This window comes from Curtobacterium sp. L1-20 (assembly GCF_048755855.1).
Taxonomy (GTDB): Bacteria; Actinomycetota; Actinomycetes; order Actinomycetales; family Microbacteriaceae; genus Curtobacterium.
Map to the genome: position 1 here is coordinate 97,676 of NZ_CP151472.1, position 14,439 is coordinate 112,114.

At 67.6% G+C, this 14,439-nt stretch carries 18 protein-coding genes; 8 read left to right on the forward strand and 10 right to left on the reverse strand.

Going from position 1 to position 14,439, the window contains the following annotated elements; all coding sequences use genetic code 11:
* The first annotated feature begins 117 nt into the window (after positions 1-117).
* The 4 genes from AAEP86_RS00525 (at position 118) to AAEP86_RS00540 (ending at position 4,133) form a co-directional block, all read left to right on the forward strand.
* A complete protein-coding gene (locus AAEP86_RS00525) occupies positions 118-1,563 on the forward strand; it encodes a LuxR C-terminal-related transcriptional regulator (RefSeq protein WP_420367185.1) in 1,446 nt (481 codons plus the stop codon).
* Between the two features lie 694 nt (positions 1,564-2,257).
* On the forward strand, positions 2,258-2,629 hold the full coding sequence (locus AAEP86_RS00530; RefSeq protein WP_420367032.1) for a PadR family transcriptional regulator: 372 nt from the start codon (positions 2,258-2,260) through the stop codon (positions 2,627-2,629).
* Entirely contained in the window at positions 2,626-3,597 is a 972-nt protein-coding gene (locus tag AAEP86_RS00535) for a hypothetical protein (RefSeq protein ID WP_420367033.1), read from the forward strand. The genes AAEP86_RS00530 and AAEP86_RS00535 overlap by 4 nt, the downstream gene beginning before the upstream one ends.
* Before the next feature lie 71 nt (positions 3,598-3,668).
* Positions 3,669-4,133, forward strand: coding sequence for a GNAT family N-acetyltransferase (locus AAEP86_RS00540; RefSeq protein ID WP_420367186.1), 465 nt, complete (start codon positions 3,669-3,671; stop codon positions 4,131-4,133).
* An 8-nt stretch (positions 4,134-4,141) separates the two neighbouring features.
* Here the strand turns inward: AAEP86_RS00540 and AAEP86_RS00545 are convergent, their stop codons facing one another.
* Both AAEP86_RS00545 and AAEP86_RS00550 read right to left on the reverse strand, forming a co-directional pair.
* Positions 4,142-4,651 (reverse strand): acetyltransferase, encoded by a 510-nt coding sequence (locus AAEP86_RS00545; RefSeq protein ID WP_420367187.1) that lies wholly within the window; start codon positions 4,649-4,651, stop codon positions 4,142-4,144.
* Positions 4,652-4,768: 117 nt separating this feature from the next.
* Positions 4,769-5,650: a helix-turn-helix transcriptional regulator gene (locus AAEP86_RS00550; protein ID WP_420367188.1), complete on the reverse strand. Its 882-nt coding sequence runs from the start codon at positions 5,648-5,650 to the stop codon at positions 4,769-4,771.
* A gap of 215 nt (positions 5,651-5,865) precedes the next feature.
* On the opposite strand from AAEP86_RS00550, the gene AAEP86_RS00555 reads away from it, so the two are divergent.
* Complete coding sequence (locus AAEP86_RS00555; protein ID WP_420367230.1) at positions 5,866-7,251, forward strand: MFS transporter; 1,386 nt, start codon at positions 5,866-5,868, stop codon at positions 7,249-7,251.
* A 162-nt stretch (positions 7,252-7,413) separates the two neighbouring features.
* Positions 7,414-7,773: a hypothetical protein gene (locus AAEP86_RS00560; RefSeq protein ID WP_420367189.1), complete on the forward strand. Its 360-nt coding sequence runs from the start codon at positions 7,414-7,416 to the stop codon at positions 7,771-7,773.
* A gap of 34 nt (positions 7,774-7,807) precedes the next feature.
* Here AAEP86_RS00560 and AAEP86_RS00565 read toward each other — a convergent pair whose 3' ends face one another.
* The 3 genes from AAEP86_RS00565 to AAEP86_RS00575 form a co-directional block, all read right to left on the reverse strand.
* Positions 7,808-8,203, reverse strand: a complete 396-nt coding sequence (locus AAEP86_RS00565) for a hypothetical protein (RefSeq protein ID WP_420367190.1) — start codon at positions 8,201-8,203, stop codon at positions 7,808-7,810.
* 126 nt (positions 8,204-8,329) lie between these two features.
* Positions 8,330-8,689, reverse strand: coding sequence for an HIT family protein (locus AAEP86_RS00570; RefSeq protein WP_420367191.1), 360 nt, complete (start codon positions 8,687-8,689; stop codon positions 8,330-8,332).
* Positions 8,690-8,760: 71 nt separating this feature from the next.
* Positions 8,761-9,372: a class I SAM-dependent methyltransferase gene (locus AAEP86_RS00575; RefSeq protein WP_420367192.1), complete on the reverse strand. Its 612-nt coding sequence runs from the start codon at positions 9,370-9,372 to the stop codon at positions 8,761-8,763.
* An 88-nt stretch (positions 9,373-9,460) separates the two neighbouring features.
* Here AAEP86_RS00575 and AAEP86_RS00580 point away from each other — a divergent pair, with 88 nt between their 5' ends.
* Complete coding sequence (locus AAEP86_RS00580; protein ID WP_420367193.1) at positions 9,461-9,844, forward strand: hypothetical protein; 384 nt, start codon at positions 9,461-9,463, stop codon at positions 9,842-9,844.
* A gap of 140 nt (positions 9,845-9,984) precedes the next feature.
* The gene (locus tag AAEP86_RS00585; protein WP_420367194.1) at positions 9,985-10,533 is read left to right on the forward strand and encodes a hypothetical protein; all 549 of its coding nucleotides are present in this window, start codon (positions 9,985-9,987) and stop codon (positions 10,531-10,533) included.
* A gap of 111 nt (positions 10,534-10,644) precedes the next feature.
* Here the strand turns inward: AAEP86_RS00585 and AAEP86_RS00590 are convergent, their stop codons facing one another.
* The 5 genes from AAEP86_RS00590 to AAEP86_RS00610 form a co-directional block, all read right to left on the reverse strand.
* The gene (locus tag AAEP86_RS00590; protein ID WP_420367195.1) at positions 10,645-11,178 is read right to left on the reverse strand and encodes a GNAT family N-acetyltransferase; all 534 of its coding nucleotides are present in this window, start codon (positions 11,176-11,178) and stop codon (positions 10,645-10,647) included.
* A 233-nt stretch (positions 11,179-11,411) separates the two neighbouring features.
* The gene (locus AAEP86_RS00595; protein ID WP_420367196.1) at positions 11,412-12,383 is read right to left on the reverse strand and encodes an alpha/beta fold hydrolase; all 972 of its coding nucleotides are present in this window, start codon (positions 12,381-12,383) and stop codon (positions 11,412-11,414) included.
* Positions 12,384-12,392: 9 nt separating this feature from the next.
* Positions 12,393-13,046 carry an HAD family hydrolase gene (locus AAEP86_RS00600; protein ID WP_420367197.1) on the reverse strand — a complete coding sequence of 218 codons (654 nt, stop codon included), beginning with the start codon at positions 13,044-13,046 and terminating at the stop codon, positions 12,393-12,395.
* Between the two features lie 314 nt (positions 13,047-13,360).
* Positions 13,361-13,759 carry a hypothetical protein gene (locus tag AAEP86_RS00605; RefSeq protein WP_420367198.1) on the reverse strand — a complete coding sequence of 133 codons (399 nt, stop codon included), beginning with the start codon at positions 13,757-13,759 and terminating at the stop codon, positions 13,361-13,363.
* Entirely contained in the window at positions 13,752-14,024 is a 273-nt protein-coding gene (locus AAEP86_RS00610; RefSeq protein ID WP_420367199.1) for a hypothetical protein, read from the reverse strand. Before AAEP86_RS00610 ends, AAEP86_RS00605 begins: the two co-directional genes overlap by 8 nt.
* Positions 14,025-14,439: the final 415 nt, after the last annotated feature.

Sequence of the window (14,439 nt, forward strand, 5' to 3'; positions counted from 1 at the left end):
CGTCACACTTCTGATGCGATGAGCAACCTCCCTGAGCTTTCGTCCACCGCTCCCCCATCTCTTCCGGACGCTGTGCGGAGCTCCGCTGCACAGGAGGGATGGGAAGCTGCAGCCGCGTTGGTCGAGCAGCACTGGGACGAACTCGCCGCCACGAATCCCACGGAGCTCCTCGACGCGGTGAAGAGCCTTCCCGGGGAGGCGTTCATGCGGCGCCCCGGGCTGCTGGTCGCCGCGAACCACCTCGAACACGTCGCCAACGGCGGCCGTGCAGCTCGGGTGCACCCGGCGATGGAACGCACCCAGCCGGCGTTCGCTGATCAGACGCTGCTGGATCGTCTCATCACGTTGACCAATGACTCCGCCGCCGCCCGCACCCAGGACCACCCCGTCAGAGCGGCGGAGATCGCTGAGCATGCGCTTGCGCAGCTCAACACCGCGCCGATCGCTGAAGCGGCAGCGATCGCGACGTCCCTGGCGCACCTGCGCATGCAGTGGGCGCGATCCCTCGACGCCGCCGATGCGCCCGCCGCTCGCGTCGAGTACGAACGGACCTACGAAGTCGCCCGGAACACCGGGCAAGCTCGAGTGGCGCGCCGAGCCGCCAGCCACGCCGCCTGGCTGCACGCCGAACGCGGCCGGCTTGACCTCGCCGACCAGTGGGTGCGCCGCGCCCACGACGAGAGCGTGACGGATGACCGGTACGACGCCGCCCTGCACATCACGGAAGCGCTCATCCGCACCGACCGCGACGACCTCGCCGGCGCGAAAATGCTCCTCGATCAAGCAGACGCGGTCGGGCTCGGCGAGTACTGGGCTGCCGCGCTCTGGGTGCGGTCCCTCCACGCACACAACGTCGCCGATGCTGCCGTCACTGAGACCCGACTCGCAAACCACGCGCAGGAACACCCAGGCGTCCTCGACAGCGTCGGGTTCAACGGTCGCCTCGCCCGCGCCTGTCGCGTCCGCGTCCTGCTCCTCCGCGGCCGCATCGTCGACAACCTCGATTCGCACGTGGAACTCTCCTACTCAGACCGCGTCATCGCGGCGGCGATCGCGCACGTGGAACGCCGCGACCGTGACGCGATGCGACTCAGCCAGCCCGTCACCGAAGATGGCGTCGAACCCCGACTGCAGTCCAACGCGCTCCTCGTCCACGCCGCCGCAGCACTCGCGCTCGGCTACACCGACACCGCCGCGCACGACTTCCTCCGCGCTGACGCGCTCATCCAGCACGCAGGCCTGCACACCGGGTACGAAACCATCGCCCCTGACGACCTCAAACAGCTCATCACGATCTCTGGCAGCGACACACAAGCCGCAATCCGGATCAGCTCCGCCCGCCGGGACCTCCCAGAGCTGACTCCACGGGAGAACGACATCCTCGCGTTGCTGACCACCGAGCTCACCGCCGGCGAGATTGCGACGACGCTGTTCATCAGCTCGAACACGTTGAAGACCATGACCCGACGGCTCTACCGCAGGCTCAACGTCACCTCACGGCAGCAAGCCGTCGACTACGCCCACCGCGCCGGGTTCCCAAACGGGTTCACCACCCCCAAGTAGTCCGGCCGCCTCCCTCGCCAGCCGGTCCCGGATCACACCAGCAGAGGACAGCCCTGCCGCGGCAAGGATCAGCGACCAGGCACGCGGGCCGATGTCACCCCAGATCGGTGACGCTTCACCCCGGCAACACGCCAATCATCACCCCTTCCAGCCCTACCGTTGCACGTGGAGGGCCTGATCCCCTTCCCAACGGGTCCGTCCCGCTCTCTGCCTAGCGGAGCCGGGACGGACGCCGCATCTCGAGCGCGGAGCGAACATGTGGGGGGCGTTCCGCGCGCACCGGGAAGGCCCCTATCCAACGAGCGGCCGGCTCGCGACCCGAACGCGCGCCGACCGCTCCCCGCCTCGTCAGACCTCAACCGCCTAGACCGGTAGCCCCTCAGCCTGAGCTGACAGCCCCCGCTCCCGGGACGGGCCGGGCCGGGCCGGGCCGGGCCGGGAGAGGATGAACACTCGATCCCGTCCCGCTGGGAAGTGGTGAGGTTCCCAACCCGGACACCGGCCGCCATGACAACTCGGTACCCGCGCCAGACGGTACTGGGACGCACAACCGAAGGGGTGGGCTCTTCGGAACGCCGGCCGAGATGCGCTGCCGTCCAACAACCGTCTCGATAGCCGATCGGTCATCGAGACGGCGAAGGGTTCACTTGAACTTCGCCTCCGCATGCTCTGATCGCATGAGTATAATGGCGGTATGAGTAACAGTGAGATGCGAGAGCCGACACTGTTGGTGCTGACGGCATTGGCAGGGGGCCGAGCCCACGGGTACGCCCTGATCGCGGAAGCGGAGTCCATCTCGGACGGCCGGGTTCGGTTGAAGGTCGGCACGTTGTACGCGGTCCTCGACCGTCTTCTCGATCAGGGGTTGGTGCAAGAAGCCGGGGAGGAAGTTGTCGATGGTCGCCTGCGGAAGTACTTCGAGCTGACGCCCGCGGGTGGAGACGCTCTCGAGAGCGAGGTGCGCCGACTCGAAGCGAACGCGAGCGCGGCGCGCCGGCGCCTGCAGGGCTTCCAGACCGGGCACGTCACCGGTTCAGCATTCATCGCACGTGGGGGCATCGCATGACCAGCGCGAACCTGGAAGAGCAGTACCGGGCAGCGGTGCGCTGGTACCCGCCGAGGTGGCGACGCCGATTCGGCGAGGCGATGGTCGGGGTCCTCCTCGACGTCGCGGACAGTGAAGGCCGAACAGCCCCGGCCACCGGCGAGCTCGTCGACCTTCGCGGACGAGGGCTGGCGGAGTGGATCAACGTCGTGTGCCCGAAGGACGTGCGGGCGCTCGTGGCGTCCATCTCGGTCGGAGTTGCCGCCGCGTTCACGCTGACGTACTTCTTCTTCGTCTCATGGCCACAAGGCTTCGACAGGGGCATGGTCCCCGACAACGTTCCACTGTTCGGGCCGTTCCTGAACGCCGCGCCACTGTTCATCGCGCCTGTGCTGCTCATGTTCGTCGCGGCCGTCGCCGGATCGCGGGTACTTACCCATGCGATCGGGGTCGTGGCGTTGCTCGGAGTGGTCAGCGCGGCCCTGCTCCGCTCGGCAACTGGGAACTGGAACGGACCTGGGTCGACCACCGTCGTGTTCGTCGCGTTGCTGGTCATCTTCGCCTCCATCGGCGATCCACGCCGCAGACTCACAAGCCTTGCCGCGTTCGGCTTCGTCGGGATCGCGTCGGCGCTCTTCGGCTTCCTGCGACTCCCCACCGCACGTCCGTGGGAGACGCAGTTCGTCGGAGACGCTGGCTGGTGGAGCATCGCGCTCGCTCCCTGGGTGCTGGCATCAGCTGGAGGGATCGTCCTCGTCAGCGTCCTCGTCCTACTCGCTCAGCGGCGGACGGTCCTGGCTGCGGCGATCGCCGTCGCGTGGCTCCCGTGGGCGGCCGCAGCGACTGTGACGCTGAAAGTGTTCGCCGGCGAGGAAGTCGACTCATTCGTGATGGCGATCGGCTCGGTCGTACTGTGCCTCTTCGCGTTGCAGCAAGTGCGCACGAGAACGATCCGGCGAGGCGCAGGGGACGCGCCCACACGAGCTTGACGCCACCGACCTCAGTGGACCGTCCGATGATCGATCGGCCACCGGACGCCGAGTGCTGGAACGATGAGCGTGTGACGTTCTACACCGTGACCGAGCATGACGTCGAACCCCTTCGTGCCTTCCTGCGCGACGCTGACCTCACCCTTGCCGGTCTCGACGAGCCGACCGTTCACCTCTGGATCGAACGGGACGAAGCGGGGACAGTGATCGGTAGCACCGGCTTCGAGCTGAGCCGGGACGGCACCCACGCGCTGATTCGGAGCGTCGCCGTGGCACCCGACCGTCGTGCGGCCGGTGCCGGCTCGCGCCTCGCCATGTTCGCACTCGAACAAGCGGCACAGGCCGGGGCATCGCGCGCCTGGCTGTTCTCTCGACGATCTGGGCCGTTCTGGCAGAAGCTCGGCTTTACCAACGCCAACCGAGAACACCTGGCGGCCGTGTTGCCCGAGACGCAACAGGTACGCCTGTTCGTGGGAACCGGCCAGCTTGGCACCGAAGTCGCATGGTCGCGCGCCCTTACTGGCCTGTCTCGATAACCGATCCGCTACCGGACGTCTTGCTCGAGCGTCACCCACTCCTCGTCGCGGACGTAGCCCACCGCATCGTTCGCTCGGAGGATCGCGACGTTGTCCGCGGAACCGCCAGTGCGAAATCGGGTGACGCCCTCTGCTGCGAGCGTGAGTACGGAAGCCGCCTTTACGGCGATGCCCAAACCCTGACCGCGCCAGGCTCGGTGGACAACGGTGAAGTGCGTCTCAGCCTCCACTCCGTCGACGTCCACGAACGTCATCGAGACGAGATCGCCCTCCGGCCCGAACGCGCCGAACGCCCGCCTCGAAACGCCCGGCGTGGCTGCACGTCGGTCGAGGGGCGTGTGCTGCGTCGCAGCACTCCCCGGGTAATCCTCGATCGTTATCGCGTCCAGGTGCAACACGGCATCAACGTCCGCGTCTCCGAGCTCCCGCACCGATCCGCCAGCGCCGGCAATCAACGCGTGCAATCGCTGGTCGTTGATGCCGTCTGAGTGAAGCTGCGCTCCGAACGACCGAGCCACGATGACTCACCCGTCGGCTTCAAGTGCATCTCGCCGCGGCTCCTGAGCCGGCAGCACGATCGTTTCCCCCATAACTCGATCCTGGCATGGTGACAGCCCTCCGTCCTGCCGTCGAAGTCAGGTGGCTGCCGCGAGATCCGTGGCTCGTTCCTCGACCTCACGGCCGAGGAGTTTGAGTGCGTTGGAACCGGCGGAGCCGGCGTCCGGCGTGTACATCAGCACGCGGTGACCGGAGTCGTCCGGTGGCGTGAGCACTTCGAAGTTCAGTTCGAAGTCGCCGACGTCCGGGTGCCGGAATGACTTCGCCCCGGACACGCAGTTTTCCACCGGGTGCTTCGCCCACAGCTTGGCGAACTCCGGGCTCTTCATAGTCAGCTCCCCGACCAGCGCCGTCAGTTCGGCGTCGTCGGGGCTCCTCCCACCGAGGACTCGGAGCGACGACACGGCACGGACCGCTTCCTCCTGCCACCGGGCGTAGAGCTCCCGGGTGTGAGCGTCGAGGAAGAGCATCCGCGTCATGTTCGGTCGGACGTTCGTGCGTTCCGGACTGTCGAAGTCCAGGTGCCCCGCGACGAGCCGGTGCCCGAGCCCGTTCCACCCGAGCACTTCGCTGCGCTTCCCGATGATCACCGCCGGCGTCGACGCCAGCGACGTGATCAACCGGAGCGTCCCGGGACGGGCGTAGTCGGGCCGCAGCACGCTCTTGCGCTTCGGAGCCGAGTGCTCGGGCCGAGCCAGGTTGAACAGGTGCGCACGTTCGTCCGAGGTGAGGCTCAGTGCCCGCGCGATCGACGCGATGACCGCCTCCGACGCATTGGTGCTCAGCCCCTGCTCGAGCCGTGAGTAGTACGTCGCGCTCACCCCGGCGAGCATCGCGAGCTCCTCGCGACGCAGCCCCGGGACGCGTCGCACACCGTACTCCTGCAGCCCGACGTCCTCGGGGCGCAGGGCGGCGCGACGGACGCGAAGGAAGTTCCCCAGTTCGTTCGGACCGTTCATGTCCCCATTCTCGTGCGACCTAGACCGATCCGTCCTGTCACTGGCAGTGACAGGCACGGCGGGGTGTGGCTGATCTGTCACCGCATCGCGATCGTTGCAGCACAGCACTCCCACGCGGACTCGTTCCGCCCGTGCACGAAGGAAGGGTCACCGTGACCACGGAACACACGACCGAACGAACGACGACCACCCCGACCGGCGACGACGGGCAGGTGATGACTGCGAAGCAACGCGTCGCACTGGTGATCCTCCTCGCCGCGAGCTTCACCCTCGCCGTCGACTTCTCGATCCTCAACGTCGCCCTACCGACCATCGGAGCGGACGTGGGCTTTGCCCTCGAGAACCTGCAGTGGATCGCGACCGCGTTCGCGCTCTGCGCAGCCGGCTTCACGCTGCTGATGGGTCGCGTCGCGGACATCGCCGGTCGCCGCCGCATGTTCCTCATCGGCATGGCGCTCCTCGGCGCAGGCTCCCTCGCCGGCGGCCTCGCCATCAGCCCCGCCGTGCTCCTGATCGCACGCGTCGCGCAGGGGTTCGCGACGGCGATCGTCGTCCCCGCAGCGCTCGCGCTCCTGCTCGGGGCATTCCCGGAAGGCAAGGCCCGTGACAAGGCGCTCGGCTTGAACGGGGCGCTGATGGCAGCGGGTTTCACCACCGGCGCGATCCTCGGCGGGCTCCTCACCGACCTGCTGTCTTGGCGGTGGGCGTTCCTGATCAACGTCCCCGTCGCGGTCGGCGTCCTCATCGTCGCGCCGAGGGTCCTGCAGGACAGCCGTGCTGCGCAGCGCACCCGGCTGGACGCCCCGGGCGCGATCACCGTCACGCTCGGTCTGCTGGCGCTCGTGTTCGGGTTGACCCGTGCCGCGGAGACGTCCTGGACGGACTCCGTGAACCTGGTCTTGTTCGCCGCTGCCGTCGTGCTCTTCGTCGCCTTCGCACTCATCGAGCGACGTGCGGCGTTCCCACTCGTGCCGCTCGGGATCCTGACCCGGTCGAACGTCTCATGGGGCAACGCCGCGGGGATGCTGGCCTTCATCACCGAGACGTCGCTAGTGTTCCTCCTCACCCTGTACCTGCAGAAGGTGCTCGGGTACTCACCGTTGGAGGCGGGGCTGTCATTCGCCGTGCTCGGCATCGGCACCGTCGTCGGCGGCCTCGTCGGACCGCGCATCATTGGCCGATTCGGGAACAAGGCGGCGATCGTGGGCGGGTTCCTCGTCCAAGGCGCGGCGACGCTGCTCCTGGTCCTGATCAGCGCTGCCGAAGCGTCGATCTGGTTGGTCCTCGTCGCGACGTTCGTCGGGGGAGTTGCGAACCTGGTCGTCATCGTCGGGTTCATGGTCACCGCCACCTCCGGGCTCCCGGACGACGAGCAAGGCCTCGCGACAGGTCTGACCACCATGAGCCAGCAGGTGGGCATCACGATGGGCACCCCGATCATGAGCACCGTTTTCACCGCGGTCGCGCTCGGCAGTGCCCTCCCGGAGGCTGCTGCCGTGCTCGACGGGGTGACGACCGCGATCTGGGTAAACGGCGGCATCTGCGTCGCCGTCGCCGTCGCCGTCGCCGTGTGCCTCCAAGGCAGGGCCAAGACCGCCTGACGCGACCAGGCAAGCGGAGGTGTGCCCGGCGCGCAAACACGTTGCAGTCGAATACTGATCTGGCCACGAACAAACTTCCGTGGGTGAGACTACGGCCGCACCGGCGTCCAAGCCCGTCTCGCTAGCCGATCCCCAGCCGAAGCGCCGGCGTACCCTGCACGGATGAGCGCTTGGGATGTGCGGTGGTCCGATCCCGTGGTTCCGGGCCCGTCCGTCGTCAGCTGTGAGCTGACTCGTCGCGGGGATCTTGCGCACGGCGTCGAGGTCGAACTATCAACGACCGACTCCGACGCCCGCGAGATGCTCTGGCAGGGAAACGGCCCGCAGCGCCCCCTCGCTGAGAACGGCACGTACGAGTTCGAAGTGCCACTGCCAGGCACGGCCTCGGATGATGTCGTCGACGGCCCGGTGAAGTTCAGCGCCCCTCGCAACAGCGACGACAGCGCGCTCGTCGTGACGGTCTACTGGTCGGACGCTCCTGGTGGGCCGCGCCGAGAGCAATCCTTCACTTATCGTCCGTGAGCGACGCGGCTGTCGCAGCGGTGAGCGCCCGTCGTCACCCGGCGAGAACGCCGACGCCCACCAGGGCGGCCAGGACGCCGAACACCACGAGGACCCCAGCGACGACGAACGTCGCGACCGCACTGGCGCTGCCCGGCCGACTCCGGGACGTCACGACCGCGAGCGCGACCGGGCTGGCGGCGCCGACCAGGCCGGCTACGAGCGCCGTCCACGCCCATCCGTTGTAGGCATCCGGGTCCCCGATGCCGACTCCGGCCCCGACGAAGGCGACGAGCGCGCAGAAGCCGGCGCCGAGCACGCAGCACGCCGCCAGGACGGCCGTGACGGCGATGCCTGCGACGGACGGGCCAGCCGATGCGGTCCACGCCCGTATCGCTGCATCGAGCTCGTCGTGGTCGTACTGCTCGTCGGGTCGTCGCTCGGCTTCCACCGCGTCATCCTGGCACGAGGGCGGGCGGCTCGACGCCGGGAGAGAGCACGAACCCGCCTCCAGGCGTGAGCAATCGCGTCGTATTCGTACAGGGCCGTTTACCCCGAGCGCCGGGCGAGCATCGGTTCAGTAATACCCGCGGCCGATGACGGCGTGACGGACTCCTCCTGCCGGCGACGCAACGTCTCCGTTGAAGCGAGGGATGATGTGCACGTGGGCGTGGAAGACCGTCTGACCTGCCGCCTCACCATCGTTGAAGCCGACGTTGTAGCCGGCGGGACTGTGACTCTCATCGAGCTGGTGCTTCACGACGGCCACCAGTTCGGTCATCGCTGCAACCTCGTCAGCAGTGGCGTCGAACCAGCTCGCCACCACCCGCTTCGGGATGACGAGGGCATGCCCCGGCGACACGGGGTGCGCGTCACAGATCGCGAAGACCAGAGCGTTGTCGGCGATCCACTCCTCACGCGGGATCTGCTTGAACACCGACGTCGTTGGCATAGCCCTACTCAACCGCGCTCGCCCGTTTCGTACAACGAACGTCGGCCGGACTGGTCTCAGCCGGTCGGGCGGAGTCGGGCCAGGATCGCACCGTGCGGGCGAGGGACAGGTGCGGACTCGGTCCGGGTGTGCGTCTCGTCGACGTCGAAACCCGCAGCGACCAGTTCCTTGCTGAGCGCCGCGCTCGACCACTGGTAGGCGGTGACAACGGCGTGATCGAACGGGTCTACGTCGTCGGCAACGAAGAAGCCGACGAGCAGGCGGCCGCCAGGCCGGAGTACGCGCGCGAACTCCGCAAGAGGACGACGAACGGTTGCCGGTTCGTGGTGGATCAACGAGTACCAGGCGAGGACTCCGCCGTAGCTGTCGGCCGGGGCGTCGAGCGCGTCGAGGTTCCCGATCGCGTACGGCGTACTCGGATGTGAGGCCCTGGCGTGGTCGATGAAGCCGGTGACCTGGTCGATTCCCGAGGCGTCATGGCCGAGCTCGCGGAGGTAAGCCGTCCAGTGGCCAGGGCCACAGCCGGCGTCCAGTAGCGGGCCTTCAACTCCTGCAGCCCACGTGGAAACGAGGTGCGCATCGGATGGATGCACCGTCGTCATGGATCCCAGCCGTTCGGCGTACTCAGCCGCTCGCCTCGAGTACTCGATTGCGACCTCCGATGTCATGAGCAGACAATAACCGAGGACTGCGAACGGGTGTTCGCATACCGATCCTCAACGGCCGCTTGGTGTCGCCTGGCGCTAGGGTCACCGCATGAGCCGTCGAGGGCGTGAACAGTTACAGCGGGTTAACGCTCGCGCGCTCTTCGCGATTGCACTGATAGTTCTGTGGGGCGCTGTGCTCGTCGCAACCGGTGTGTTTGACCCCGCTAGTCAGACCCCGCCGTCCCAGTTCGACTACGACGCCGGGAGTTTGCCGCCCGCAGCTGATGATCGTGGCGCTGCGGCCCTACAAGCTGCCGCGATGATCGCGACCTTGCCTGTCGCTGTCTTTGCCCTTTGCATCGCGGCAAGCTCTCTCCGCGTCTGGAGGGAACAAGTGTCAGCGATCATCGCTACCGGCGTCGCCAGCCTTTCTGCGCTGGCCAGCATCGGCCTCGCCTGGATCGGCGTCGGCACTCTCATTTTCTTCACCTAGCCGTTCTGCTCGGCTCGGATCCGCTCGTTCCGTTAGCCGATCCGCTAGCGGGACTCGCGCACAGTCCGAGCGGGATGGACGGACGGTAAGCTCCGATCGACTGAAACCGGGCGAACTTGCACAGTGACGAGGGGGAACACTTGGACCAGCGCAACATGCTCCGGGGAATCGGAATCGCACTGGTTCTGAGCATCACTCTGGGAGTGAGCGCCTGCTCCGCCTCGAGCGATGAGAAAAACTGGCGTGTCCCATCTTCCTCTTCCACGGCAAAGCAATCGACGCCTGCCGACGCCTCCCATCCAACCGATGCAGCATCGCCTTCCGACGCGGACTCGAGTGGTCAGGCAGCCGCCGTGACGACGCCTCTGGGCGACGCGACCCAGGATTGGCCCGCAACCGATCTCGGTCAGCGTCAGGGTGCAATGGGCCAGGCAACCGAGGAAACGCCCGGCGTCTACCGGTACGTGGCCGCAGCCAACGACACCACCTCAGGCCTGCTCGAGCGGTTCGACCTCTGCCAAATCGACATCGCGCTCTCGTACGAAGCCGACGGCGGCCAGCTCACCGCAGGTCACGCCATCACCGTGCAAAGACACCTGACTGACGGACAAGGCAGCGACACGACCGACGACCACCGAGGCTGGAAGTGCACCTACCCCGAGCAGCCCCGCACCTCGCGGACGAGTTAAGCCCGCGGAAGATCTGCGCCACCACACTCGGATGCTGTCGCTATGACTGACCGCCCGCCCCAAGCAGCGCGGCGGCCATCAGCACATCAAACGAGCCCGGTAGCCGATCGTCTACCGGGCAGGCGCGTCGGGCAACGACACGGCGAACTTGAAGCCGACGTGGGAATCGATGAAACCGAGACGACGGTAGAAGCGGTGCGCGTCGGTACGCGCAGAGTCGGAGGTCAGCTGCACCAGCGGAGTCTTAAGTTCGATCGCGGCCTGCTCGATAACCCATCGCATCAGAGTTGTTCCGACGCCGGAAGACCGCTGTGGGCCGGCTACGCGGACTGCCTCGACCAGCAGCCGGGCGCTGCCTCGTCGAGCCATTCCGGGGATGACCGTCAGTTGCAGCGTGCCGATGACGGCTGCGTGCTTGTCTTCCACGACGAGCACATCGTTGTTCGGGTCGTCGATGATGCGCTGCAACGCTTCCGCGTAGGCCACCTCGTCTGCGGTGCTCGCTACGTCGCCGCGCCCGGCGCTGATTGGGTCGTCCGACAGGAGCCGGATGATCGGATGCAGGTCCGCGGCTGTGGCCCGTCGGAGCAGCAGCTCGTTGTCCCGGGAGGTGATGGTGGCGGGGAGAGTCAATCCAGAGATCACACCGCATTGTCTCTGACGTATGAGAGTCAGGAGGCAGACCGCCGTCGCGGTGAAGCGGATACAGGTGGACGGGTGCGAATGCGGCCCATCGAGCAATCGGTTGACGGACCTACGACTCATCGCGAGACAGTCCGATAACCGATCGGCTACGGGGCGGCGGTAGGGGTTGGGTCTAGTCCGCACGGTGGGTGCCAACCCGGTATCAACACAGCTGCGGCCCGCGACCCGGCAGCCTAGGTGCCGGCCGTCGCTGTCAGCCGGGCGACCGCCTCGCGAATGAGTTCGGTCTGCCCGGGGCCGCCGTGCCCCTCGTTCTCGACCACGTGGAGCTCGCTGCGCGGAAGGCGCTGATGCAGCCGCCATGGTGTGACGGCTGGTCCGCTGACGTCACGGCGGCCATGAATGAGTACGACCGGTACGTGCGCCAACCGGTCGGTGCGCGCCAGGATGGCCCGGTTGCCGGGCAGGAACCCGTCGTTGGCCCAGTAATGCGTGACAAGCGTGCTGAACACCGCCCGCTCGACTGGGTCGTGGTGCATTGGCCCCGGTGTCCATGCCGGGTCGAGTGAGACGTGGGTGGACTCCCACGCATCCCAGTCGGCGGCGGCGCGGCCGCGATCGGCCGCGTCGGCCGGGTCAGCGAGCCGGCGGGCGTACGCCTCCACCACGCGCTCACCCTCCCGGCGACCCGATGCTGCTTCGAACGACGCCCAGGCCTCGGGAAAGATGCGGCCGACGCCCTCCGTGATCCAGTCCACCTCGTCACGGGACGTCGTAGTCACTGCTCCGACGACCACGCCGATGACCCGTTCGGGATGCTCAGCCGCGTACGCCAGCGCCAGGGTGCTGCCCCAGGAGCCACCCGTAATGATCCAGCGTTCCAGTCCGAGGAACGCGCGCAGCTCCTCCAGGTCGGCGATCAGCCGCTCGGTCGTGTTGCCGGCGAGTGAGCTGAGCTCGTCGGTGACCAGTGGCACACTGCGTCCGCAGCCACGTTGATCCACGCCGATGATGAGGTTGCGATCCGCATCGAACTTGCGTCGGTAGCGCTCCCCTCGCAGACCCGACCCCGGGCCGCCGTGCAACCACAGCACAGGCACGCCGTCGGCGCGTCCAGAGGTCTCCCAGTACAGGGACGCTCCATCACTCAGCGCGAGATGTCCGGAATCGAGTAGCGGAGGAACGGCATCGTCGCGGAAGGACACCTCGCGATGCTAACCGCGAGTCAATCCCGACCCCACACCGGCGACCATCGCGTCGGTGAGTTCCGCCAGGGTCTTCAGTCGCAGGTCCGCGAGGCGTGCTTCCGGTCGTTCAGCGTGAAGGTGGCCCCATGGGCCCCGCCGGATGAAAGCGGTCCGCATGCCGGCAGCGCGTGCAGGGAGGACGTCGTTGTCCAGGCGGTCACCGACGTAGAGAATCGCTCCCGGCTCGAGGCCAGCCTCTGCCACGACGCGGTCGAAGAACTCGGGTGAAGGCTTCTCCACGCCCCATGCTGCGGAGGACGCCAAGAAGTCCGGTGAGAAGCCTGCCGCGCGAAGCTGCGCTTCCACGCCCACCGGCTGATTTCCCGCGATCCCGACGACGAGGCCGCGCTCGTCGACCGCACGAAGGCACGGCAGCGCGTCCGAATAGAGGTCGGTTTCCTCGATCAGCGCGCGCCCCGCGGGCTTCTCGACCCCGAGGAGCGCCCATACCCGGCGGTGGTCCTCACCACGCGCGATCAACGCGCCGAGCAGTCCCATCACGGTGAACGGGGTGACGCCTGCCGCTTCCGCTTGTCTGGACCAGGCGCGCGACTCATCAACGAGCGTCTCGCCGACGTCGAAGACGACACCGAGGACTCCTGCGGGTAGCTCGATCGGCACACCGCGATCCTCCCACCCGAAGCGGCTTCCCCAGCGAGTCCAGTGTGTCCGATAGCCGATCGACTGCTGAGGCCTCTCGGGCCTTGCCGAGGCAACGTCAGCGGGATCTCCGGTCTCGATGTCGAGCTCGTGCGTCCGCTCGGAGCGTTTGCCACCATGACGAGCCAAGTTCACCCACGACTCGGCCCGCGAACAGCAGGCCACCGACGCAGACGAGGACGAGCACCGCAGAACCGAACGCCCCGATGATCTCCACCGGGCCAGACTAGGCCCGCGCTGTCTTCACCCTGGAAGGCCGCCTCGTAGGCAATCGGCTACTGCTCCACTCCGGTGGCGTTGGTTATGAGTGCGGTGATGAGGGCTGATGCGGGGTAGCTGGTGCGGTATCCGGGATCGGTCGACGCTGCCGGGAGGAGCCCGTCACGCTGCCACCCGGTGAGGTCATCCAGGCTGACGCGGGCGAGGTCCACGAACGTCGCAGCCGGGACCAACCCGTCGACATATGCCCGGTTGCGGATCGTGTCGGCCCGAACCTGGAACAGTGCGGCGAGGTCCTCGAGCGGGATCCCGGCGACACGGCAGCCACCGAGGAGGTGCCGGGTGGTTCGGAACGCGTCCCGACGGTCCGGGCCGGACGCCGAGTTCTCCGCAGCACGGGCGGCGAGGAGCACCGTTGCGATAGCCGGAGGCACCGCAGCCACCGGATCATTCATGGGTGCTGTCCGTGCTGTGGCGGTAGGTGTCGGTCCGGACAGTGTGGAGGTGCTCGAGCGCAGCACTCAGAACCCGTTCCGCGCCGGCGAGCTCCACGGTGCTGGTCTCGCGTCTGTGGGCGGCCGTGGTGCCGGCGGCGTGGTCCGCGATCGCGCGGGCGACGATCACCAACGCCAACGCCCGCTCAACCGGGCTATCGGTGTGTCGGAGCATCCGCCGCGTCCGCGCGCCGAGCGCCGCGAGGCGGAGCTTGTGGCCCGTCATGGCCGCGCTCCCCGTGCGGCAGGGCCGACGAAGACTGCGCTGAGGTACCAGGCCAGTAGCTCCACCGGATCCCCAGACGCCTCACCCTCATCGACGGGACGAGCGTCGTCACCCTGCTCCGGGAGGAGCGCGGTGAAGCTTCCGCGACGGATCGGGGTGAGGACACTGCTCCGTGCCCGCACTGACCCAACGGTCACGCCGAGCATGTCCGCGAGATCCGGGAGCGTGAAACCGAGGACCACGGCGGCCGCGATCAACGACCTACTCGTCCGAAACGCCACCCGCCGTGCCGACCCCAACGAACGAGCCTCTGCGTCCTTGGCGGCCAACAGCAGCGCCCGGAGGGCGGCGCGTTCCTCCGACGTGCGCGCACTCGGGTAGCCGCTCTGAGACGGGCGGAACACCGCTGAGGCTG